This window comes from Aquimarina atlantica (assembly GCF_000626715.1).
GTDB lineage: Bacteria > Bacteroidota > Bacteroidia > Flavobacteriales > Flavobacteriaceae > Aquimarina > Aquimarina atlantica.
Window position 1 is genome coordinate 33633 of the sequence record NZ_AQRA01000006.1, and the last position, 23144, is coordinate 56776.

General features: G+C 31.4%; 25 protein-coding genes. 4 read left to right on the forward strand and 21 right to left on the reverse strand.

The annotated features are described in order from the left end of the window. Positions 1-22: 22 nt before the first annotated feature. From ATO12_RS13725 to ATO12_RS13760, 9 genes are all read right to left on the reverse strand, one after another. Positions 23-739, reverse strand: a complete 717-nt coding sequence (locus ATO12_RS13725; RefSeq protein WP_034242743.1) for a hypothetical protein — start codon at positions 737-739, stop codon at positions 23-25. 87 nt (positions 740-826) lie between these two features. Continuing rightward, the gene (locus ATO12_RS13730; protein WP_034242744.1) at positions 827-1195 is read right to left on the reverse strand and encodes a cupredoxin domain-containing protein; all 369 of its coding nucleotides are present in this window, start codon (positions 1193-1195) and stop codon (positions 827-829) included. A 107-nt stretch (positions 1196-1302) separates the two neighbouring features. Further along, entirely contained in the window at positions 1303-1851 is a 549-nt protein-coding gene (locus ATO12_RS13735) for a carboxymuconolactone decarboxylase family protein (RefSeq protein ID WP_034242745.1), read from the reverse strand. A gap of 153 nt (positions 1852-2004) precedes the next feature. After that, positions 2005-2160, reverse strand: a complete 156-nt coding sequence (locus ATO12_RS26105; protein ID WP_160112139.1) for a hypothetical protein — start codon at positions 2158-2160, stop codon at positions 2005-2007. Between the two features lie 176 nt (positions 2161-2336). Next, positions 2337-2708 carry a DoxX family membrane protein gene (locus ATO12_RS13740; protein ID WP_034243483.1) on the reverse strand — a complete coding sequence of 124 codons (372 nt, stop codon included), beginning with the start codon at positions 2706-2708 and terminating at the stop codon, positions 2337-2339. A gap of 41 nt (positions 2709-2749) precedes the next feature. After that, positions 2750-3223, reverse strand: coding sequence for a hypothetical protein (locus ATO12_RS13745; protein ID WP_034242746.1), 474 nt, complete (start codon positions 3221-3223; stop codon positions 2750-2752). 109 nt (positions 3224-3332) lie between these two features. Then, the gene (locus tag ATO12_RS13750; RefSeq protein WP_034242747.1) at positions 3333-4181 is read right to left on the reverse strand and encodes a helix-turn-helix domain-containing protein; all 849 of its coding nucleotides are present in this window, start codon (positions 4179-4181) and stop codon (positions 3333-3335) included. Between the two features lie 199 nt (positions 4182-4380). Then, on the reverse strand, positions 4381-4638 hold the full coding sequence (locus ATO12_RS13755) for a hypothetical protein (protein WP_165583381.1): 258 nt from the start codon (positions 4636-4638) through the stop codon (positions 4381-4383). A 310-nt stretch (positions 4639-4948) separates the two neighbouring features. Continuing rightward, on the reverse strand, positions 4949-5767 hold the full coding sequence (locus tag ATO12_RS13760) for an SMP-30/gluconolactonase/LRE family protein (RefSeq protein ID WP_034242750.1): 819 nt from the start codon (positions 5765-5767) through the stop codon (positions 4949-4951). Between the two features lie 140 nt (positions 5768-5907). Here ATO12_RS13760 and ATO12_RS13765 point away from each other — a divergent pair, with 140 nt between their 5' ends. Continuing rightward, positions 5908-6708 (forward strand): class I SAM-dependent methyltransferase, encoded by an 801-nt coding sequence (locus ATO12_RS13765; RefSeq protein ID WP_034242751.1) that lies wholly within the window; start codon positions 5908-5910, stop codon positions 6706-6708. Positions 6709-6764: 56 nt separating this feature from the next. On the opposite strand, the gene ATO12_RS13770 is transcribed toward ATO12_RS13765, so the two are convergent. The 11 genes from ATO12_RS13770 to ATO12_RS13825 all read right to left on the reverse strand — a co-directional run bounded on the left by ATO12_RS13770 (position 6765) and on the right by ATO12_RS13825 (position 17262). Beyond that, entirely contained in the window at positions 6765-8129 is a 1365-nt protein-coding gene (locus ATO12_RS13770) for an aldehyde dehydrogenase (protein ID WP_034242752.1), read from the reverse strand. Positions 8130-8171: 42 nt separating this feature from the next. Beyond that, a complete protein-coding gene (locus ATO12_RS13775) occupies positions 8172-9101 on the reverse strand; it encodes a sterol desaturase family protein (RefSeq protein ID WP_034242753.1) in 930 nt (309 codons plus the stop codon). Positions 9102-9292: 191 nt separating this feature from the next. Beyond that, on the reverse strand, positions 9293-10114 hold the full coding sequence (locus tag ATO12_RS13780; RefSeq protein WP_131248837.1) for a hypothetical protein: 822 nt from the start codon (positions 10112-10114) through the stop codon (positions 9293-9295). Positions 10115-10336: 222 nt separating this feature from the next. Next, positions 10337-10762, reverse strand: a complete 426-nt coding sequence (locus ATO12_RS13785; RefSeq protein WP_034242755.1) for a VOC family protein — start codon at positions 10760-10762, stop codon at positions 10337-10339. 21 nt (positions 10763-10783) lie between these two features. After that, positions 10784-11740 (reverse strand): YybH family protein, encoded by a 957-nt coding sequence (locus tag ATO12_RS25355; RefSeq protein WP_081802073.1) that lies wholly within the window; start codon positions 11738-11740, stop codon positions 10784-10786. Between the two features lie 97 nt (positions 11741-11837). After that, the gene (rluF, locus tag ATO12_RS13800; RefSeq protein WP_034242756.1) at positions 11838-12707 is read right to left on the reverse strand and encodes a 23S rRNA pseudouridine(2604) synthase RluF; all 870 of its coding nucleotides are present in this window, start codon (positions 12705-12707) and stop codon (positions 11838-11840) included. A 52-nt stretch (positions 12708-12759) separates the two neighbouring features. Further along, positions 12760-13773 (reverse strand): SIMPL domain-containing protein, encoded by a 1014-nt coding sequence (locus ATO12_RS13805; RefSeq protein WP_034242757.1) that lies wholly within the window; start codon positions 13771-13773, stop codon positions 12760-12762. Between the two features lie 127 nt (positions 13774-13900). Next, positions 13901-14740 carry an alpha/beta hydrolase gene (locus tag ATO12_RS13810; RefSeq protein ID WP_034242758.1) on the reverse strand — a complete coding sequence of 280 codons (840 nt, stop codon included), beginning with the start codon at positions 14738-14740 and terminating at the stop codon, positions 13901-13903. Continuing rightward, entirely contained in the window at positions 14737-15105 is a 369-nt protein-coding gene (locus ATO12_RS13815; RefSeq protein ID WP_034242759.1) for a cupin domain-containing protein, read from the reverse strand. Before ATO12_RS13815 ends, ATO12_RS13810 begins: the two co-directional genes overlap by 4 nt. 11 nt (positions 15106-15116) lie before the next feature. After that, a complete protein-coding gene (locus ATO12_RS13820) occupies positions 15117-15686 on the reverse strand; it encodes a hypothetical protein (protein WP_034242760.1) in 570 nt (189 codons plus the stop codon). Between the two features lie 40 nt (positions 15687-15726). Continuing rightward, positions 15727-17262 (reverse strand): helicase HerA-like domain-containing protein, encoded by a 1536-nt coding sequence (locus ATO12_RS13825; protein ID WP_034242761.1) that lies wholly within the window; start codon positions 17260-17262, stop codon positions 15727-15729. A 153-nt stretch (positions 17263-17415) separates the two neighbouring features. Between ATO12_RS13825 and ATO12_RS13830 the strand changes: the two genes are divergently transcribed. Further along, entirely contained in the window at positions 17416-17832 is a 417-nt protein-coding gene (locus tag ATO12_RS13830) for a RidA family protein (RefSeq protein WP_240486136.1), read from the forward strand. 133 nt (positions 17833-17965) lie between these two features. Continuing rightward, positions 17966-18595 (forward strand): 7-carboxy-7-deazaguanine synthase QueE, encoded by a 630-nt coding sequence (locus ATO12_RS13835; RefSeq protein ID WP_034242763.1) that lies wholly within the window; start codon positions 17966-17968, stop codon positions 18593-18595. 1947 nt (positions 18596-20542) lie between these two features. Here ATO12_RS13835 and ATO12_RS13840 read toward each other — a convergent pair. Further along, positions 20543-21076 carry a DUF2911 domain-containing protein gene (locus tag ATO12_RS13840; protein WP_034242764.1) on the reverse strand — a complete coding sequence of 178 codons (534 nt, stop codon included), beginning with the start codon at positions 21074-21076 and terminating at the stop codon, positions 20543-20545. Between the two features lie 260 nt (positions 21077-21336). Here ATO12_RS13840 and asnB point away from each other — a divergent pair, with 260 nt between their 5' ends. After that, on the forward strand, positions 21337-23016 hold the full coding sequence (gene asnB / locus ATO12_RS13845) for an asparagine synthase B (RefSeq protein WP_034242765.1): 1680 nt from the start codon (positions 21337-21339) through the stop codon (positions 23014-23016). Positions 23017-23144 lie beyond the last annotated feature (128 nt).

The following is a 23144-nucleotide window of genomic DNA, read 5'->3' on the forward strand; positions in this document are numbered from 1 at the left end:
AGTATGAAGATTGTTATAGTTTTTAATCAGTAATTACTTCAATTTCTGTGAAATAAAGTTTTCTATTCCCTTCATGCAGCTTATGTGTTTTAGCAATTTTAATACCATTAAAATTCTGATAATTCTCCCAGGTAGTAATCATAGAAGGTTCTGGTTGATTATTTTTTCGAAACACCCACTCTTTGATGCTAAAATCTCCTTCAAAATAAAAATCATAAGCATCCCCGGGAGTATATCCTCCTTTGTTGTACACTATGGTTAATTTTTGCATTTCTACATTACTTATAGGAGCAATAGCTTTTACTTCATGTTTTGAAGTAAAACTTGCTGCATCCCACACAAGATTGAAAGGAGCTAACAGCCAATATTTGTCATTAATAAATCTTTGATCTGCTTTGGTAGAAGTGCTATCTAATTGAGTTCTGTTATAGGTTATGGTATCCTGCTCAGAGGTTAAGGTTACTATGTCATTTTTGGGTTTCCAACTCCAGGATCTATGATAATGAATACTGTCTCGATCAACATTAAAGGTGAATTTAATTTCTTTTACCTTGTCCCAATGCTGTAATCCGTTAGCATTAGCAATTGCTTCTGCTGTTGTAGGTATTTTCTTTTTATCTACCACAGGTTTTGGGTCTCTAATTTCTATTTCCTCTTCGTATGTATTCTCTTTTTTAGTGTTGTTGTTACATGCGACACATAATAAAATAGATGATAATGCTACTAAGACTTTTTTCATTGTGGGTTATTTTTGGCTAAAATATAAAAAGAAAAACCTTGCTAATCGAGATTAACAAGGTTTTAGGTTTTAAAAAGATATAGAGAATTACTCTACAACCAAAGTATATTGAGGGGTTTTGTTTAAAGGGCAAAAATATTTGTAAGTTCCTCTTTGTAATTTAACTGTTTGCGAACTTTCGGTTTTTCCTTCGGCTACGACTTTGGTTACATATGCTGTTTTGATATGATTTTCGGCATTAGAAGCATCCTTTCCTTCTGGAACTAGTACAAAACCAACATCTGTTCCTGCATTGTTATTGGTAATATTGAATACATAACTTCCTTCTGATAGTTTTATTTCTTTTTGAGTGAATTCTCCTTTAGTCTGCTCTAAAGAAACATTTTTTACTTTTTGTGCTTGTGCGCTAAATGTGATTGCTAAAATAAATGAGAATACTGTAATTAACTTTTTCATGATTTTGATACTTGTATTTAAATTGTTTTTGAAATTATTTTTTTAAACCCCACAGAGAAGATACCGATCGAGTTTGATATCAATCTGTGAGGTTCAATCGGGGGTAATTAGACTTCGGTAGTTTCTAGTGGTTGTGCAACTGGAAAATCTACAGGAACCTGGGTTGTACTATGTATATAATTAGAAATTGTTTTATCTCCTACTAATACGATAGTATCTATTAAGTTTCCTTTAGAATATCCAGCATTAAAAAAATTGTCTACAACATCCTGATTAGCTTTACCTCTATTTTCTGTAATATTTTTGGCTAATCCGGCTAATGCATTTAGTTTAGTGTCGAAAGAAGCACGGCCAGCTCTAAGCTCTAAAATTTGCTCATCGGTAAATCCATTCATTTTTCCTATAGCTGTATGGGCAGATAAACAATAAATACAGTCATTTACCTGGCTTACGGCTAAATTCACTACTTCTTTTTCTTTGGCAGAGAGTGATGTTTTTGCATTTGAAAAGTTTAAATAATTTTCTAGTGCAGTATCACTGTGGGCGTAGGTGGCATATAGATTTGGTACGAATCCTAATGCTTTGTTTAGATTGTCAAATATTGCTTGATTACCAGCGTTTACTTCTTCTCTTGTTGGTACATTAAATGTGCTCATAATATAATTGTTTTAAGTTATTTTATTAAAATTGAAACCTTTTTGAGTTTCTGTTGTTTTAAATTATTGAGGCAAAGATCGTGTTGAAATAGGCGGGATAGAATAGTTGTTTTTCCCGATTACTTGTCAAATTTTCCCGATCTATTTTGATACTTATCTTTGTGCAAAAGATTTTTTGGTATCACAATAAAAATCATGAATAGCTTTTTGCTCACAATGTGTTTTTGGATGAATAGCAGCAGCTATTTTTTTTCTTCCTTGGCTAAAAATTTCAATTAAATTGAAAATTGATTTATGTTGTACTGTCATTTTTGTATTGTTTTAAATTAACAATGCAAAGATGCGTCATAGAAGAAGGGAAAGAAATGGTAGTTTTTCCCTGAGGCTTGTCGATTTTTCCCGAGCATAAAAAAACACCTCTATTAAAAAGAGGTGTTGATTACTTTTTTTTGAATACTATAACTTAGTATCTAATCATATTAGAGTTAAAAAAACTTGACTTCTTTTCTTCTCATCCAAAGGATAACAGCACTTAATAGAAAAGTTACTACAGCTGTAATGAAGAGAATTCCGCCATCATTGTTAATTTCAATGCCTAGCTTGGTTAAATGCATCATGATAGCTCCTCCTATAATACCAAGGGTTAACATTGCGCCAATCCACGCTGTTTTGGGTATTAATAATAAGACCCCGGCAATTAGTTCGGTTATTCCTGTTCCTATTCGCCCATAGGGTTCTAATCCAACTTTTGTGAAAATATACACACTGTCTGGATGAGCAGTAAATTTAAATCTTAGTGTTTGAATTAAGATCAATGCTACGATGATTCGTAACAAGAGGGGTAGAATCTTTTTCATGTTAGGTTGTTGTTTGTTAGCTTTCAAGTGTGGTAAACACGTTACAAAACACCGGGTAAAGCGTCGATTTTCCCATTAAAAGTATTCTTTCTTGAGATAATATACAATTCTTCTAGATTATTATCTTTTTTGAATTGATGAATTAACTCTGGTAATTTCTTATTAAGAAAGACTTTAAATGACTTAGAATCATTACTTTGGTTAGCACCTCTACGTATGGTTTTTAAATAAGTTGCTGTTAAAATTTGCAGGTTGCTTCTCTCTGAAAGAAACAATAAATGATCATTGTTTTGGTTAGCTTTTCGAATTTGATTCTTGAAACTGATTTCATTTTTAGCAATAAGGTTACTATTAAAACTGCTAAAACTATTTGTATACACAACTTCTTCTGCATTTTTATTTAGGTATACAGTCTCTAATTGATCTTCATAAATTATTTGAGCATTACTTATCGAAAGAGAGAGGAATAAGATGCTAAATATTGCTGTTTTAGCGGTGCGAATTGAAGTTTTCATATCTAATATACTTTACCCGAAAATACCTCGGTAATTGATTTTACTTTTTATAATGTAAAGTTGGGGCAAATATGAATAATATAACATATATCTTTTTCCCGTATTCTTGTCAATATTTCCTTTCGAGTTCTGGTTTCAATTGTTTTTTAAACTCTGAAGGAGAAAGAGATGTATGTCTTTTAAACATTCTGCTAAGATGAGATGCGTCTTCAAAACCAATTTCATATGCAATCTCTTTAGCAGATTTATCTGTATAGATAAGTAGGCGTTTGGCTTCTAAAATTATTCGATCATGAATAATTTGTAACGGACTTTTTTCAAATTTAGCAAAATTATTTGACAAGGTTTTGGGAGATTTAAATAGTTTTTGAGCATAAAAACCTACAGTATGTTCTTTTCTAAAATGAGTATCTACCAGGATATTAAAATTTCTGATCAAATCTACCTGATCTCCAAGATTGTTATAATTGCTTTGTTGTTTAATAAGGCGAGTGGTTGTTATTATAAATCTGGCCATTAGCATGCGCAACATTTCTGCTTGTATGGTATCTACTGTATCTAATTCATCCAAAAAAACCTTGTGCAATTGGTCTAATTTACTTTGTTCTTTTGTATTTAATTCTACAATAGAGATGGTGGTATTGCCATGAAAAAGTATTCCCACACAGCTTACTTCTTTATCGTGATCTTTGATACAATAAAACTCTCTGTTAAACTGATATACTAAGGCATTTGATCCATCAATAAACTTAAAATATTGATTTGGAGTTAACACTACAATTTTATTTTTTTTGACTGTTGTAGAAATTCCATCAATCTCCATACTAATATCAGTATCTCTTACCCAGATAAAAGTATATAATTCTACAAGTTTTGATGTCTTATAAGTTTGTAATAGTTCTTCGTTGGCAATTTTTAATACAGCACCGGTCGAAAATTCTTTAAATTCTTTTATCATATAGTGTAGGTCGTTTTTTATGTGACTTTATTACAAATTAATATAAAAGATTTGAGTCTGTGATTTTGATCTTATTGGTGCTCTTTTGAGTATTAAGTATCTGTAGAATGTGTTTTTCTCGAAACAGAGAAACAATATAGGAGTTGTCGATATTCTTATCAAGAATATCGATTATAATAAATTATGGTAGCTAGGAGGTTCAAACTAATAATAATCTAACGATTAATCCAATTGCACCTCGTTGTCCAATCATATTTCTAAGCTCTTGTAAGCTCGATGAGGTTATTTCTATTTTAGAAGCAAGTCCATTACTTGTACCTCCATCTACAAATGTTTGTAATGAAGAAGTTGTAACCCCAAGCTTATTTGCTATGCCAGATCTTACATTTCCTTCGGTAAGATCTCTAAGTGAGTTTAATGTTACACCACTTTTTCTAGCTATTCTATTTAAACTCATATTTATATCTTTTAAAATTAAGTCATTCATAGTTAGTTATAGTAAGTATAAGTAATTATTGATCTGTAAACTGACGTATAATGAGAAGTATATTTTTTGCTATTTCTTTCTCTATTACTAATTTAATACAGATTTTTTTAGAATTCTTACGGGAAACCTCAACTAAGAAAAAAAAGTAGAAAAAAATAAGGTTTTTTGAATCAAATTATAAGTATAAACAACTTTTGAGTTGTGTGAAACCTCTTATTTATAAAAGGTGTGCTGATTCTATATATAAAAAATCGAGTTAGAATTTTATATATAAACGATACTATTTTTTATTCGAAAGATTAAAGTGTAATACCGAGTTGTCATATAACTGCACAACATCTATCGAATTTGTTTTTTGATTATATTCTATGTCGGCCATCCCATTGCTATTTGTTGCAATTTCGGTAAATTCTTTACTGTCATATTTTAAAAGGATACTGTTTTTCCAATCAATTGACCAGCTAGTAAGATAAATTAATCCACTTTTGTCCATTGTAATTCCATCTAAATGCGGATAATTGGTCTTGACAATTAATGTGGTCTTTTTGCTTTCTAAATCTATTTCGTACACTTCACTTTTATCTATCGTATTACAAACTAATAATCTATTTTTTTGAGCATCAAAATAAAGTCCGTTTGGAGTATTAATAGTATTGTTCAGAATTTCATAAGATTTATGGTCAATAGATACTTTGAAAATTGTATGTCCTTCGCGATCCGAAATGTATAAATCTCCGGCATTATCAAACTCGATATCATTAAGTTGTTTAGTGTTTGGAATACGTAATGAAAATACTAACTTCCCTGTGGATACGTCAAACCCTCTAACAAAATCATCTCCAGATTTATTATCTTCTGCACTATAAATAACTCCATTATGTAGTTTTACACCAAGAAATGAAGTATATCCCGAGACAAAAGATGTTTTTATACCTGTTTTATCTATTTTAAGGATTTCTCCATTACCAATATTTGAAACATAATAAGAGTCCGTAGCTTCATCAAATGTTATACTTTCTGGGGTATTGAAAGATTGTGATTTTCCTGAAAATGAAATACACATAACAAAAACAAAAAATGTAATAGAGAAATTATTCATAATTATATGATTGAAAACTGATTTTCAAAGTTACAGTTTTGTATTTGTTTTGTACACCTTATTGTTTTTTATTATGTGCTTTAATAGCATTGACTTTATTATTTTTATAAAAAAAATACCTGATTAAATTAATTACTACAATGCCTAAAGAACTACACGATTATTTTGAAACCAATAAACAGACCTGGAATAAAAAAGTTGATATTCATGCCAGAAGTGATTTTTATGATATGGAGGCTTTTAAAAAAGGAAAAACCTCATTGAAACAATATGAATTAGAAGCGCTTGGAGATGTGTCTGGTAAATCATTATTACATCTTCAATGTCACTTTGGGCAGGATACATTAAGTTGGAGTAGGTTAGGAGCAAAATGTACAGGTGTTGATCTATCCGAAAAAGGAATCGAATTGGCCAAAAGTTTAAATGCAGAGTTGGATCTGGATGCAAAATTTGTATGTTGTAATGTGTTAGATACTTCAGAATATGTTAAAGACAAGTTTGATATTGTTTTTACTAGTTATGGGGTCATCGGATGGTTACCAGATCTAAAACCCTGGGGCAAGATGATTGCTGAACGACTAAAACCTGGTGGTGTTTTTTATATAGTTGAGTTTCATCCTATAGTATGGATGTTTGATTATTTAAAAGAGAAGCCTATACTGAAATATGGATATCATCAAAAAGATGTGATCTATGAAGAATATCAAGGAACCTATGCTAATCCAGAATCTAATATGATTAGTAAGGAGTATGGATGGAATCATGGATTAGGAGAAGTAGTATCATCTCTTACAGAGGCTGGATTAACTATAGAATATTTAAATGAATATGATGGATCACCTTATGAGGTTTTTCCCAGTTTGATTAAGGATGAAAATAAGATGTTTGTTACAAAAGAGAAGTTGTATCCACTAGTCTTTGCGATCAAAGCCCGACGATAGATGTTAATGCTTTTTTATCAAATTATTGAAAACAACTTTAACTAGTTACGATGTACTTACCCGATAATTCTTTTTAACCATTTCAACTTTTTTGTACTATATGGAGCATACTTTAAATTAAGTTCTATCCAAAATGGTTTTTGAAGAATACCTTTGAAGTGAGAAAAGGTATCAAATCCATATTTTCCATGATAATTTCCGATACCACTGTCACCAACACCTCCAAAAGGAAGAGATTGTTCTGCAAAATGCATTACAGCATCATTTACAGCACCACCTCCAAAGGATATTTCGTTTAGAATTTTGTTTTTTACAGCTTTGTTTTTAGTAAAAACATAGCAAGAAAGAGGTTTGGATAGTGTTTTAACTTTTGTGATAGCCTCATCGATAGAGTCAAATGAAAGCACTGGTAAAATAGGACCAAAGATTTCTTCTTGCATTACTTTATCAGAAAAAGAAATATCTTTAAGAATTGTTGGAGGTATTACTCGCTCTTCTGGATCACCCAAGCCACCTACATATATTTTATCGGGATCTATTAAGCTATTAAGTCGATCAAAATTCTTATCATTAATGATCTGTGTATAATTATGATGAGTTACTTTATAATCAGCTTTATTAATGTGATTTTTCATCGCTGCTAAGAATTGATCATATATAGAGGATTCTACCAAGACATAATCGGGGGCAATACAAGTTTGCCCGGCATTAAGAAATTTGGCCCAAACCAATCTTTTGGCTGCCATATTAATATGTATACCTTTAGTTACAATTGCAGGGCTTTTTCCTCCTAATTCCAGGGTAACCGGAGTAAGATGTTTTGCGGCTGCCTGATAGATTATTTTTCCTACTGATACACTACCTGTAAAAAATATTTTATCGAATTTAACTTTTAAAAGATCAGATGTTTCTTGTACTCCGCCTTCGATAACTTTAAAAAAAGCAGGATCAAAATTTTGATTGATAAGCGAAGCCATCGCCTTAGAGGTATGAGATGGTACCTCACTTGGTTTAAGAATAACAGTACATCCAGCAGCAATTGCTGCTATCGCAGGACAAAGTGATAACTGGTAGGGATAATTCCATGCTCCAATTACAAGAATACTTCCGTAAGGTTCTGGGATAATGTAACTTCTCCCAGGAAGATTTGCCAAACCTGTAGAAGCTTTTCTTTTTCGGGCCCATTTTTTAATTTTTACTAAAGCAAGATCAATTTCGTGATAGATTATGGATAACTCGGTAACATAAGTTTCAAATTCAGATTTTTTAAAATCTGTATAAATAGACGCATAAAGTAGCTTCTCATTTTTTTGTAAAACATTTTTTAGCTTCTTTAGTTCTCTACTTCTAAAAGAGATGTCTTTTGTCGCATTCGTATTAAAAAACAAACGTTGTTGATCTATGACATCTTGGTAGTCCATAATGATAAATATTCTTGAGAATCTTAAAAATAAGGATTTTTATTAAGCTTTTTGTTTTTTAAGCTTAAGTTCTCGTTGCATTTGTTTTACGGTCAAAGTACTACCGTCATGACTCCAACCGGGAGGGCCAAAAATATACATGAATTTATGATACCAGTTTTTTGATTTTTTGGTGTCATTCCATATATCCTTATATTCATGAGTAAGAATCACCCAGGGATTATATGAATTTGGTGCATGTGTAACACCATATTGTATTTCTATGTCTTCGTCTAGTTCTTTCCAGGTACCAAATATCTTATCAAAAATATTGAGAAATCCACCATGGTTTTTATCCATGTATTCTACATTTTTGGCATGATGTACCTGATGCATAGTGTGTGTATTGAATATTTTTTCCACAAATCCCATTTTAGGAACATACACCGAATGAAGTTGAAATTGCCATAAAGCTTCAATACCCAGGCAAACTATTACCATCTCGGGGGGGAAACCTATTGCCGGTAACCACATATAAAATAATGGTTTGTAAAGAAGAGTAAACCACCCATTTCTTACAGCAGTACCCAGGTTAAAATTATCCGAAGAATGGTGTACAATGTGGGCAGCCCACAAAACTCTTACCATATGATTTTGTCTATGAAACCAATAATAAGTATAGTCATCTGCAAGCTGACATAAAAGCCAAACATACCATGCAAATCCAAAGGATTTCCAACCCATAATATTAGTTCGCACCCCATCGATTTCTGGGTTAAAAAGTTCATATACAAAATGAAAAAGTACAATAGAAAAAATAGTTTTGATCAATGGCCCTATGATTGCAGATCCCACACCCATAGTTAAGCTGGCAGTTAAATCTTTCCAGTTGTATAAGTCTTTGTTATTGTGGGTTTTACTGTAGGTGAGTTCTAATAAAATTAGTACCAAAAAAAGAGGCACTCCATAGGTCAAGGGTTTAATAAATTCCATTCTTCTTTTTCTGTTTTATTCCATAGTGGCGGAATATAGGGAGAATTTTTAGGATATCATCTACAAAATCAAAGTATTCGATTACGAACCCTATTTTAGTATTAATTTGTATAAAAGAAACGGTTTAAAAAATAAACGAACATATTGTTAATCTATTTTTTTAAACCGCTTATTTTAGGTTTTTTTATAATTTAATGAAGCTCTCTAAGCAGATCAAAGGCTGCCAAAACATTTTTCATAGATTTCTTCTCTGCTTTACTTACAATCCTTGAGTCAACATCTTCTTTTCCGAAATATGTTATTTTAACTTTTTTTCCTGAAGCAATTGCTTTTATCATAGGCATCTCAAGCTGTTTTACAACACGATCAATCCATTCTCTTTTTCCTCCGGATTCTTCTTTCGAATTAAATTCTCCTGGTGTATCTTCTTCTACATCATAAATTTTACCATCTACATCTATTTCGATTCTTTGAACAAATAACCAATCTTTTTTGGTAAAATAGTTTATAGAAAATCCTAACCAAGGTTTGCGATTATCTTTTTTACCAATATAAATCTGAAAATAACTTTTAGTATTTACCTGGATAGAAGATTTATCTGAGTACCAGGTCACCTCATTCACAGCATCATACTTCTTCCGCATTTTAGCAATCGCTTTTTGATACTCTTTAGAGTTATTTTTTTCTGTTAACTCATCTTTATTTAGTGCTTTTTCAGCTTGAAGAATCTCTTTCTTAACCTTTTTTAATAAGCTTTTTCCTTTCTTGGTTTCGCTAGAGTTAGGGTATTTATCTAACAGAACTTCAAGACGTTCTTTACTTCTGATATAATCTAAGGCATCATGATACTCCTGCGCTTGCTCAAGTATTTGACTAGGAGTTAACTGGCATTCTGCGATTTCTTTTTTTAATTTATCATTTTCTTCCTTTAATTTATCAAGATCAGCCTGAGGAACACCACAGCTAACTAGAATCAAAGTCATTAAAATATTAAAAAGTATAATTCTTCTCATTACTAAACTTTTTGAGATTATGGTTATTAATTGTTTAAAACAAAATTATAATTAGGTTAAATATGTTAAAAAACAGCAAAAAATTTGCTTATAGCCCTAATATAATAAAAATCCTTTAAAATACGTAATTTAAGCCTTGATCTTAATAGAAAGGTAGGATTATACTTACATTTTATTTGTGAAATGCTCTTTTTCTGCTTACTATAGAGAGATAAGAGTTGCCTATTTTGCAAAAATTTGGGAGGTGTCTTTAAATGATTTAAACTCTAATGCATTACCACAAGGATCATAAAAGAACATAGTAGCTTGTTCTCCAACTTCTCCCTTAAACCTGATATAAGGCGCTATAACAAATTGTATATTTTTATCTGATAGTTTTTTTGCAAGATCTTGCCATATATTCCATTCTAGAATGATCCCGAAATGAGGAACAGGAACATCCTTACCATCTACCAAATTATTATGATTGTCTTCTATGTTTGTTTTTGACTTATAATGAATTACCAATTGATGACCAAAAAAATTAAAATCTACCCAGTGATCACTACTTCGACCTTCTTCAAGTTCCAGGATATTCTTATAAAAATTTCTGGCATTTGCTAAATCATGGACAGGAATTGCCAGATGAAAAGGGGATAAGGTATTCATTTTCTAATGAAATTATTAGGGTTATTTTTTTATTCTATTCCAAATGTCCAAATACATTTTCCATTGATCGTTAACTTTTTTCCAGATAACGACATATTTTCCTTGATAGGTTACTTCGGTTCCGTCATCATTTTTATTTTTTCCTTTATAGGTTCCATAATCATGAGCAGTATTTCCGAGAATTATAATTTCTTCGGGAGTTATTTCATGTTCGATAGGTGTGTAACCATTTGACCCCTCCCATCTTTTTTTAATAGCTTCATATCCTTTAATGATAGGTGCATCGGTTGGAAATATTTTTGCATTATCGGTGTAAATTTTTGCGATAGCTTCATAATCTTGTCTTAGATAAGCATCAGAAAATGCTTTTGCCTCGGCTCTTATTAGTTCTTCATCAAAGAGTTGTTCTGTGTTTTCTTGTCTGGTACATTCAATTTTCCAGGTCGGAAAAGCAATAGACTCATTTGTATCTACCCATTCACCAAGCCATTTAAATCCTTTGTCATTAATATCATAAAAACTAAGCTTAGAAAAACCTTCCATACCATTAGGAGCTTTTTGTTTACGATATAAAATGATCTTTCCGTCTTTCTTATTTCCTTTCCAGGAAGACAGTACAGGGGTGGCTCTTACCGATGAATAATAATGCACATACCATTGACTACTATCGGCATTAAATTGTCTTATGCTACCAGAATGTCGACCATCTGCTTTTAAGGTTTGATCCTGAACAGCCATCCCGTTCATAATATACTTAAATTCCCAGGTCATTTTATTTGGCTCTCCCCAGGTTCGATCTTGATTTCTGGTTTGGGAAATGCAATTACATTTTCCTATAAGAGGTGCAAAATCCAAAATTTCTTTTGGTGCTTCAGGATTCGGCTGCCCAAAAGGATGTGCTTCTGAAGGCTCATATTCTGACTGGCTCCAAGTTGTAATACTTACCAAAAAAAATAAAGAAAACAGTATACGCGTCATGGGATCGAGAATTGATTAGTAAGACAATTTAGGTATTTTAGAAAAGGAAAAAACTTGCGAATAAGGAAATTAAGATATAATTAACAACGAAAAAAAGCTAGTTTCTTCGATCTTTTCTCTTTTTGTCTCTAGATCTTTGAGCGCTTCTTTTATTAGAATTTCCTTTTTTGTGGTTTTTAGAAGTAAACCGTCTTGAGTTATTAGTTCTTTTCTTTGGTTGAGTATCTTCTAATACAGAAGCTTCTTCTGTTTTACTCGAATCTCCAACATCGGTATTAAGAATCTCTAATTCTTTTTCTGTTAAATACCTCCATTCTCCTAAAGGAACATCAAGAGGAACATTCATGATTCTAATTCGTTTAAGCTTCATCACTTCGTATCCCAGGTATTCGCACATTCTTCGAATTTGACGATTAAGGCCTTGAGTCAACACGATTCTAAAATCATATTTACTAATTTGTTCTACTTCACATTTACGGGTTATAGTATCGAGAATCGGAACTCCATTACTCATTCGTTTTATAAATAATGGATTGATTAATTTATTTACCGTTACTACATATTCTTTTTCATGATTATTTCTCGCTCTAAGAATTTTATTGACGATATCTCCATCACTAGTTAAAAAAATAAGCCCTTCACTAGGTTTATCTAATCGACCGATAGGAAAAATACGTTTAGGATAATTGATATAGTCAATGATATTATCCTTTTCATTTTTTGCTGTTGTACAAACTATACCAACAGGTTTATTAAAAGCAAGGTAGACGTGTTTTTCTTTCGTTTGATTTACTAAATCACCATCTACCCGAACAATATCATCGGGAGTAACTTTGGTTCCCATTTCTGGGACTTTACCATTAATAGTTACACGACCCTGGTCGATTAATTTATCTGCCTCACGACGTGAGCAATAGCCCACTTCGCTTAGATATTTATTAAGTCTGGTGAAATTTTTTTCAAGCATACAATAAAAATAGTATGCAAAGATAATGGTTATAACAAAATGATAAATGGTATTAATTTAATTTTAATTCTTTAATATCAACCTTCCCATCTGGTGAGATTAAGAAATATTTTGGGTTTGTAACTTCTTTTTCAATTGGTTTTTGCTCCTTTGGTTTAGGTGTATACTGTAGTTTTATTTCCATACCTATTTGCACAACAGGTTCAACTATTGAGCTATTTATGACCATATCATAACCTTTATAAGAGATAGGATCATAATAATATGTGGTTTGTTTTTTTGCAGCTACAATCCCTTGCTTCTTATTAAATGTGTCCAAAGAAGTGCTATGAAAAGCTTGGTAGCTTTTATAAAATTCTTTTGGAAAATGACAATATTTAGTATCTGCTATTGTTGGGTGATATGACGTTAAATCAAAACCCAAATCGGTATAGAATTGTTGTTTTTCTTTAAGAGTTTTCAGTATCTCTGTACGTAGTTGTTTGTATACAGTTTGTATATCGTTTATAAAATAGTCTACTTTTACAAGATTATAAATTTCGTTATTTGCACAGGTAGAAAGTATTTTCTCAAATTGATTTACATTAGTGAATTTTATATGGATGTTTTGTTGTAATTCAAAACCTTTAGGAACTTCATTGTATTTTTTGCTGAATAATTTTTTTTCTACTACAGTTTCATATACAGGAACAAATGAAATGACATCTATAATAAGATCTCCCTCTAAAATACCTTTGGTTCGCAATTCGTCTTTTACTTTTTCTACTCTCTCGTTCATTATCGTATTAGTTTCTTGGGATGTTTTTCCAATTTGTACGATATTAAAAATTGCTGTATACGAATCGGCAACAATATTGTTTAATACTTTAGCATCAATTGTTATCACGGGATTAGGCGTTAAATCCTTTTGCCTAAATTGTTGTATTTGATTTCCATAAATATCAGCATTTGCTAATTCTGTGGGAACTATTATATTTTGCCTAGAAATAATTGTTGCGTTTCCTTTAATTTGAGCAAAAGCGGATAAACTAGAGAATACTAAGAAGATATAAATTAAATTTTTCATGATATAGATTTGTCGTAAATCTATGTTGAAAGCCGGTTTTAGGAAAACAATAATGAGTAAATGGCCCTTTTAAATGAGGGAATTGCTTTTTTTTCAAAGAAAAGCTCTATTAGGATTTGTTTATGGCTTATGCTTTTAAAAAATCAATAATTATATTGTCAACTTCATCAAAAAATAGAGAGTGACCATAATTTTCTGTAGTTATAAATTGGGCATTGTTCCAATTTTTGCTAATACCTTCGGCTTCACTATATGGGGCGATATCATCATTTTTATCATGAATTAAAAGCCCTTTAACTACTAAATTTTTAGCGAAATTAGCCATAGAAAATTCATCAAAGTAGTAACCATGTTTTTCTTTAAAATAATGATTCAATGCCTTCATAAATTTAGGAGATAGTTTTAATATCTCCTGATACCCTTTCATGATCCTGGAAAGCTCTGAAGGAGGAGCTAATACAATTAGTTTTTCTATTTCTTCATTTTGATAGGTATATTGATGAAATATTGTTGCCATACCCCCAACAGAATGCCCAATCATATGATTAGGTCGATAGAGCTCAACGATTTTCTGAAGACACTTGGTGTATAAAGGGACGTTTAATATTTTTCCTGTAGAATTACCATGTGCGGGTGCATCAAAAGCAATTATATTGAATCCTTTTTTATGTAATTTTTGTATGAGTACTTTCCATCGATGTGTATTACTTTCCCATCCATGAATTAATAAAATAGTTTCTCCCATACTAGACCATCTATAGGTTTGGATATAGACAGTATCAATAAGAATTATTTCATCTTCTGCTTCTTCGAGAAAACCTTCTTGTTCGGGTAATATTTTACCTTTTCTTGGGGTGCAGAATAAAGTGTAGGCTTTGTTAATTGCCTTTTTTGAATTAAAAAAGAAAAGAAATTGGATGTATTTTCCAATAATAAGAGGCAAGTATTTTTTATATTTTTCTTTCATTCACCTTCACGATGTACTGCTTCCATAGTAAACGCAGGGAGGCAAATGGAAAGATACTCACATGCTGAATCAAAAGGGTTAGCATATTGAATTCTTGTGTTTTTTTCAATTTTAATAGATTGCCCTGATTCTAATATTATTTTTTCTCCATCAATGATAAACTGTTTTTTGCCCCTAATAATATAGGTGTATTCATCAAACTCTGGAGTTTGAAAAGGTTCGCTCCAATAAGGTGGCGCAATCATATGTGCGATACTAATTTGAGAATTTTGATCAGTTGCCATACCAAAATGCTCTTCTATTAATTTTCCATCGGTAGTCGGAACAATAAAAGGGGATTTTTGGATCTGATATTTTTTACTCATTTTTTTGTTTTTTAATTCGCCGTATCCCAGCTTATCCAGAAATGTTTAATTTTTGCAGAATCAGGTATATCTGTAGCTGTTATTTCTATATCTGTAGTAGATTGAAACTTTTTAGATAATTCTTTTTTATCGATGGTAAAATATGCCTGAATACTATCTACAAATATTACTGCTGTACTTAGTGTGTTATTAATTTTTGAGATATTGTAATGGTCTTTGATATCTTTAAAAACTCCATCAGAAGATAAGCCCGAAGCAGTTTTATATCTTGGATCTACAATTTGAATATTTTCTATAGTAGACAACGGATCTGATTCTTTATGAGCTTCTAAAACTAATAGCTTTGTTCCTCCTTTTTCATAAATTTCTATTTCATTTACATTATTAAGAAATTGATCTCCAGCAGTTCTTTTTGCAATAGAATCATTGGCGTAGATAGAATCTAATTCTTTGATTTGTATTTCGTTGGTTAATAGCCCTATTCTATTATTGGTAATCTCAAACGGATCTTGTTTTTGTTCTTTTTGACAGCTATATAGTAATAGTGAAATAAGAAGAATTTTTAACATTCTCTTTGCCATAACTAGATGATTTAGTGATTTGTTAAATTATAAACGTAAATTATTTCAATAACTTATTAAGTACTCCTAAAGCTCCTCGAATAAAAGTGGCACTGGTAAGTACTTTTATCACTGCTTTTTCTGTAGCACTAGCTCTTCTACTTTTAGATCGAGAACTAGATGAGCCCCTATTTAGTTTTTCTCTTTCCTTTTTGGCGGCTGCTTTAGCTTCTTCTGCTTCTGCTTTCTCAATTTTTTCGTTTAAAAGCTCATAAGCACTTTCCCTATCTATCTCTTCATTATACTTAGGGATGAGCTTTGATTTTTTAAGTAAGGCTTTTAATTCATTATCGCTTAGGATGTCCATTCGACTCATAGGAGCTCTTAGCATAGTTGCTGCCAATGGGGTAGGACGTCCTTTTTCATCAAGAGCAGATACCAAAGCTTCCCCAATTCCCAAAGAAGTAAGTATTTCTTTGGTATCATAATATTCTGAAATGGGATAATTCTCTGCAGTGAGTTTAATTGCTTTTCTATCCTTGGCTGTAAATGCTCTAAGTGCATGCTGAACTTTGAGCCCTAATTGACTTAAAACTCCATCAGGAACATCAGTTGGGTTTTGAGTTACAAAGTAAAGACCAACACCTTTGGATCGTATTAATTTTACGATACTCTCGATCTGGCCCATAAGTGCATTAGAAGCTTCTTTAAAAATGAGATGAGCCTCATCAAGAAAGATCACTAGTTCTGGTCTCCCGCTGTCCCCTTGTTCTGGGAAAGTACCATATATTTCTGCAAGAAGACTAAGCATAAATGTAGAAAACAACTTTGGCTTATCCTGTATATCTGTTAACCTAATAATATTGATAATACCTCTACCGTTTTCATCAATTCTACATAAATCCTGAACTTCAAAAGATTTTTCACCAAAAAAGAGATCCGCTCCCTGTTGTTCTAATTCGACAATTTTACGTAAAATTGATCCCGTTGATGCAGTAGAAATACGTCCATAATCCTTTTCTAATTCCTTTTTACCTTCTTGAGTAGCATATTGTAAGACTTTTTTTAGATCTTTTAAATCTAACAATGGTAATTTGTTATCATCACAATATTTAAATATGATAGAAATAATTCCTGCTTGAGTTGTAGTAACATCAAGAATTCTGGATAGTAGAACTGGTCCGAACTCACTTACTGTAGCTCTTAGCCGAACACCATCCTGATCAGAAAGAGATAAAATCTCTACAGGAAAATCTTTGGCTTCGAATGGGATGCCTATTTTTTCATGACGTTCATCAATTTTGGGATGACCAGGACTGGCAGCTGCAATCCCACTAAGATCTCCTTTTATATCCATTAACAGTACAGGTATTCCTTGTTCACTTAGATTTTCTGCAAGTACTTGTAGAGTCTTAGTTTTACCTGTACCTGTAGCACCGGCAATTAATCCGTGGCGATTTAATGTTTTTAAAGGGATTTTTACATGAGCATCGGTTACTGTTTCACCATTATACATAGCGGCTCCCATAGTTAGGAAATCACCTTTGGTTTTATAGCCTTCGTTAATATGTTCAAGAAATGCCTGATTATCACTCATAATTAAATATAATTTTGCATAAAAATAGGAATCTTAACTTTTCTATAGAAATTATAAGTTACTTTTAATATAAAGTAAATCATAATACTAATTTTTTATTATTTAGGATCCATGAAAAAAATAACATTAATAATTTGTTTCTTCGCTTTTTTAATGAGTTGTAATACAAATACTATAAAGTCTGTAGATACGGTAGTTTTTCATAAAACGCACGAGCCTAAAAAATCAGCTGCTCCTTTTTCTGATGCTGTACAGGTAGGAAATCTATTTTTTCTGTCTGGCCAGGTAGGAATGGATCATAGTGTGAGAAAATTGGTGTCAGGAGGAATACAACCCGAAACAAAACAAACTTTAGAAAATATTAAAGCAGTTTTACAACATCATGGTATGAATATGGAAGATGTCGTAAAATGTACTGTGATTTTAGCTGATATAGAAGATTTTTCTGCTTTTAATGAAGTGTATAAAACCTACTTCCCACAAAAACCAGCACGTACCACCTTTGCTGCCAAAGGATTGGCTGTTGGTGCTAAGATCGAAATAGAATGTATCGCGGTTAAATCTGAATAAAGAAGAGGTGTGTACAATGCTATAGATAGCAGATTAAGCCATTTTTGTTTGTATCTTATAATTTGATTAGTAGAGTTTTTAAGATGTAATTATTCTAAAATCGTAATTTAATATTATTTACATTTGCAACCTTATGCAAAAGAGTATACAGAAATTGGTGAATGATGGTAAGATGCTTCCTTTGATGGAAGAGTTTTATACTATCCAGGGAGAAGGTTATCACAAAGGAACGGCAGCATATTTTGTTAGGATAGGTGGTTGTGATGTTGGGTGCCATTGGTGTGATGTAAAAGAAAGTTGGAATGCAGATTTACATCCTCCTACAGATACAAATGTTATCGTAGAAAATGCACTACAATATAGCGATGTAATTGTGGTTACAGGAGGAGAACCTCTTACCTGGGATATGACTATGTTAACTCAAGGACTTAAAAGCAAAGGAGCTAAAACTCATATTGAAACATCTGGGGCATATCCTCTGACAGGAGAATGGGACTGGATTTGTCTTTCTCCCAAAAAAGTAAAACTTCCTAAAGAGGAAGTTTATAAAAAGGCAGATGAGTTAAAATGCATTGTTTATAATAAAAGTGATTTTGAGTTTGCAGAAAGGCAAGCAGACAAGGTTTCTGATCATTGTGTATTGTATCTTCAACCCGAATGGAGTGTCCGCGAAAAAGTGATTCCTCTGATTGTGGATTATGTTATGAAAAATCCAAAATGGAAAGTTTCTCTTCAAACTCATAAATACCTAAATATTCCTTAAAAAATTCTATCACTTTGATTCTTAAGGCTTTTTAAATAAAAATACAAGTATTTAATGATTAATGGGTTATGGTTTTTCCATAATGTTGGGGATAATTCCCCATATTGTATTTTTTATTTTGAAGGAAAAAGACTACATTGTTTATGGTTTTTCAATATTTTATATACTTTTTACCCAGCTCTTTAAGTATTTATATCGAAATTATCATTTTTGTTTTACTACTTGTTTTGGTAGTGTTTAAATTTATGTGAACAATTTAAAATCAGTTTCTTATGAAAAATTTTTACACTACATTTGGGTTAACTTTTAGGGCTTTTATCAGTTTTATAAAAGAATTACCAGGGGCATCTCTATATGCTATGCGTAGATAACTATCGTATAAAATATTATATAAACTTTTTGATTTTGAACGCGAATTTACCTTTCGTCGAATGTAAATGTCGTTTTAATTATTCTTTTAGACCAGCTAACGATTTTTTTACTTACCAATGTAAATATGAGATAAATTTGTAACTGTAATTAAAAACCAGACAGTTATGAAATATTTTACCTCTATTTTCGGATTAAGTTTTAATGTAGTAATTAATTTTTTAAAAGATCTTCCAGGAGCATCTCAATATGCAATCAATAAATGATTATGATGAATGTACTAGTTTATTATCTTCGACCATTTTATTTATTAGATCCTTAGTAAGAGATTGTTTTGAGAAACAATCTCTTACTAATTTTTATAAGTAAGAAAAATATGATATAGTATATAAGAAAAAGACTATATCTTTTTGATAATAAATGTTCCTTTTTAAAAAATTGTTTTTTTGATTCTGATTAACCAAAAATACTTCATCTTCCCAGTATAATTAATAGTTTCTTAGGAATTTCAGGTCACTTTTAGTGATCAATTTGTTTTTAAGTTTTTATAAGAATAAACACTACAATTATTTTGATCAATAGACTTCATTATTTTCTCATAGTATAACATTCATACTGAAGGAAAAAATATAGAAAAAAGTTATAAAGTATTTAGCATAATTTCCTTATTTGTATTTATAATAAGGAAGGAGTAACAGTATTTCCAGAATAATATATAAATATAATTGTGCTTTTTGGTTGTTTTGTACGTCTTAAGAAAATTTGATTAAAAAGATATAAAGGAAAAAAGGGGGAGAAAACCCCTAAAACACAGTTATATTGTGTAGGAAAAAACTCCAAAAATTAACATTCAAAAATCCATTTTTGATATTATAGCGTTTTTTGATGGTTTTACGTCTAAAATTTCATTTTATCAAAGTTAATTTTTATTGGTCAAATGGGATAGACATTATCTTTGTATAACAATTTTAAATCAAAAGATGATGAAGCTATTTTACGGTATTTTTTTTGTTGATATAAAGGCTTTAAAAACCTTTTTAAGACAATTACCATCGGCTTGCAGTAATGCAATCCATAGATAAGAATTTTTTAAAATTGTTGAGGGGCAATTTTGAAAACTAAATGAAACGAAAAAGAATAAGCTTTTGAAAAATTTATGTTAAGGAATTGAGGGAAATTACCCCATTATCCTTGTATAAAATAACAAAGCATTAGGGGGTGGATTTATGAGAACTAAGATTTTAGTGCTTATTATCGATAAAATCTTGATTTATATCTAAAATATATATAAATTTATTGACATCGAGTTATATCAGTATTATATTTGAATAACAATTACATTAATTTTAAACGTAACATATGGGGCTATTTTACACAAAATTTAGATTAACTTTTAGAATTGTAATGGATTTTCTAAAAGAGTTACCTGGGGCATCTGGTCATGCTATTCACAGATAACATAAGAACTTATTATCTCTTTTCGAGATAAAAACAAATACAAAAGTTGAGGAAAAAAATAGCTTGAAAATTTATTTTCAAGCTATTTTTTTATGAATTAAATTCTAAATTCTTTGTTTGCTATAGATAAAAAGGCACTTCTACACGAGTAGTATCCCATCCCATTACCATGTGATATCCTTTATCTACTTTTTTGAAAGCTATAGAGAACACTTCTAATTCATCACCACTTGCAACTGGGACCTTAATTCTAGCAACATCTTTACTTTTATCATAAGAGTAAGCTCCCCAACTATCTAGATCAGAATTTATAATAATAGTCCATTCTTTTTCTCCCGGGATAGTGAATAATGAATATGTTCCTGTTTTAATAGCTTTATCTCCCATTTTTACATCCTGAGAAAATCTAATTTCAGTAGCTTCATCAGCGCCAGTTCTCCATACTTTGTCATACGCAGCTAAGCTACCAAATATTTTACGCCCTTTCTTTTGCGGACGGCTATAGACAACTTTAATCTCTGGTTTGGCATTTCTATCTTTCTTGGCATAAGAAATGTCGGTTGGACTTTTCTGTAGTCCTGCAAATTTTTGAGCGTTTACACTTGATAATGTACCCAAAAACATAATAATAACTAATACGAGTGATTTTTTCATAATTTGATTTTAATTTTTATGACAGACGTAAAGATATCGTTGAACTTACAATTGAAATGTTAATCGAGTCTATAAATTCTGTTAAATGTTTGAGATAACAATTTGGTAGTATAGATAAGAATATATCCCTTTAGAAGTTTATTTTTATTATGATTTTACATGTTTTTTATTTTAATGTGTAAGTTATAATGTGTTTATTGTTTTAATTTTGTAACTATAAAGCAACCTTTGACCTTTCAAATTAATAGAAAAAGAAGAATATGTGTGGAATTGTTTGTGCTTTTGATATAAAGCAAGATTCAGAGATGTTACGACCTCAATTACTTGAGATGTCAAAAAAAATTAGACATAGAGGCCCAGATTGGAGTGGGATATATTCTAGCAAAAATGCAATATTAGCACATGAAAGATTGGCTATAGTAGATCCGGTTTCTGGTAAACAACCATTGTTTAGTGCGGATAATAAATTGGTATTAGCGGCTAACGGAGAAATTTATAATCATAGAGAGCTTCGTAAACAGTTTGAAGGAACTTATGATTTTCAAACAGAATCTGATTGTGAAATAATTTTAGCACTATATGAACAAAAAGGTGTAGATTTCTTAGATGATCTTAACGGTATTTTTGCTTTTGCACTATATGATGTAGAAAAAAATACGTATCTCATTGCCAGAGATCATATGGGGATTATTCCTCTTTATATGGGGTGGGATCAAAACGGTACTTTCTATGTGGCATCTGAGTTAAAAGCTCTGGAAGGAGTTTGTACCAAAATAGAATTATTTCCTCCTGGACATTATTTATCAAGCGAAGAAAAAGAGCCAAAGAAGTGGTATGTTAGAGATTGGTCTGATTATGAAGCAGTGAAGGAAAATCAAACCAGTATTGATGAACTAAGAGATGCTCTAGAAGCAGCTGTTCATAGACAATTAATGTCCGATGTTCCTTATGGGGTGCTGTTGTCTGGTGGATTAGATTCTTCGGTAACCTCTGCTATAGCAAAAAAATATTCAGAAAAACGAATAGAATCTGATGACACCAAAGATGCATGGTGGCCAAAATTACACTCGTTTTCTGTTGGATTAGAAGGTTCACCAGATTTGAAAGCTGCACAAAAAGTAGCTGATCATATAGGAACCATACATCACGAAATAAAATTTACCATTCGAGAAGGTCTCGATGCGATAAAAGATGTGATCTATAATTTAGAGACTTATGATATTACTACTATAAGAGCTTCGACGCCAATGTACCTGATGGCTAGAGTTATTAAATCTATGGGAGTAAAGATGGTGCTGTCGGGAGAAGGAGCCGATGAGATTTTTGGAGGGTATTTATATTTTCATAAAGCACCAAATGCAAAAGAATTTCATGAAGAAACTGTGCGTAAACTCAATAAATTACATATGTATGATTGTTTACGAGCAAATAAATCACTTGCTGCATGGGGAATTGAAGGGCGAGTTCCGTTTCTAGACAAAGAGTTTATGGATGTTGCAATGCGAATTAACCCAAAAGATAAAATGATCAATGGAGAGAGAATGGAAAAATGGGTTATTCGTAAAGCTTTTGAATCCTATTTACCAGAAAGTGTAGCCTGGAGACAAAAAGAACAATTCTCTGATGGAGTAGGGTATAGCTGGATTGATACATTAAAAGAAATTGTTGAGGTAGAAGTTACAGATGAACAAATGGCGAATGCGCATTTTAGATTCCCAATACAAACACCTCAAAACAAAGAAGAATTTTACTATCGAACTATTTTCGAAGGACATTTTCCTAGTGATACAGCTGCGTTAAGTGTTCCTCAAGAACCATCGGTAGCATGCAGTACAAAAATTGCTTTAGAATGGGATGAAGCCTTTAAAAATATGAATGACCCAAGTGGTAGAGCTATTGCTAATGTACATGAAGAAGCTTATGATGATGTTACTATATGATAAAAATTACAGTTTATTTTAGCTGAAAGTTGAGTTAATTGAGATTTAAGGTCCTGAGAAAGTATTTTCACAGGACCTTTTTTGTAGTTGTAATACGCAACTTATTGAAAAACAAAACATCTTATAAG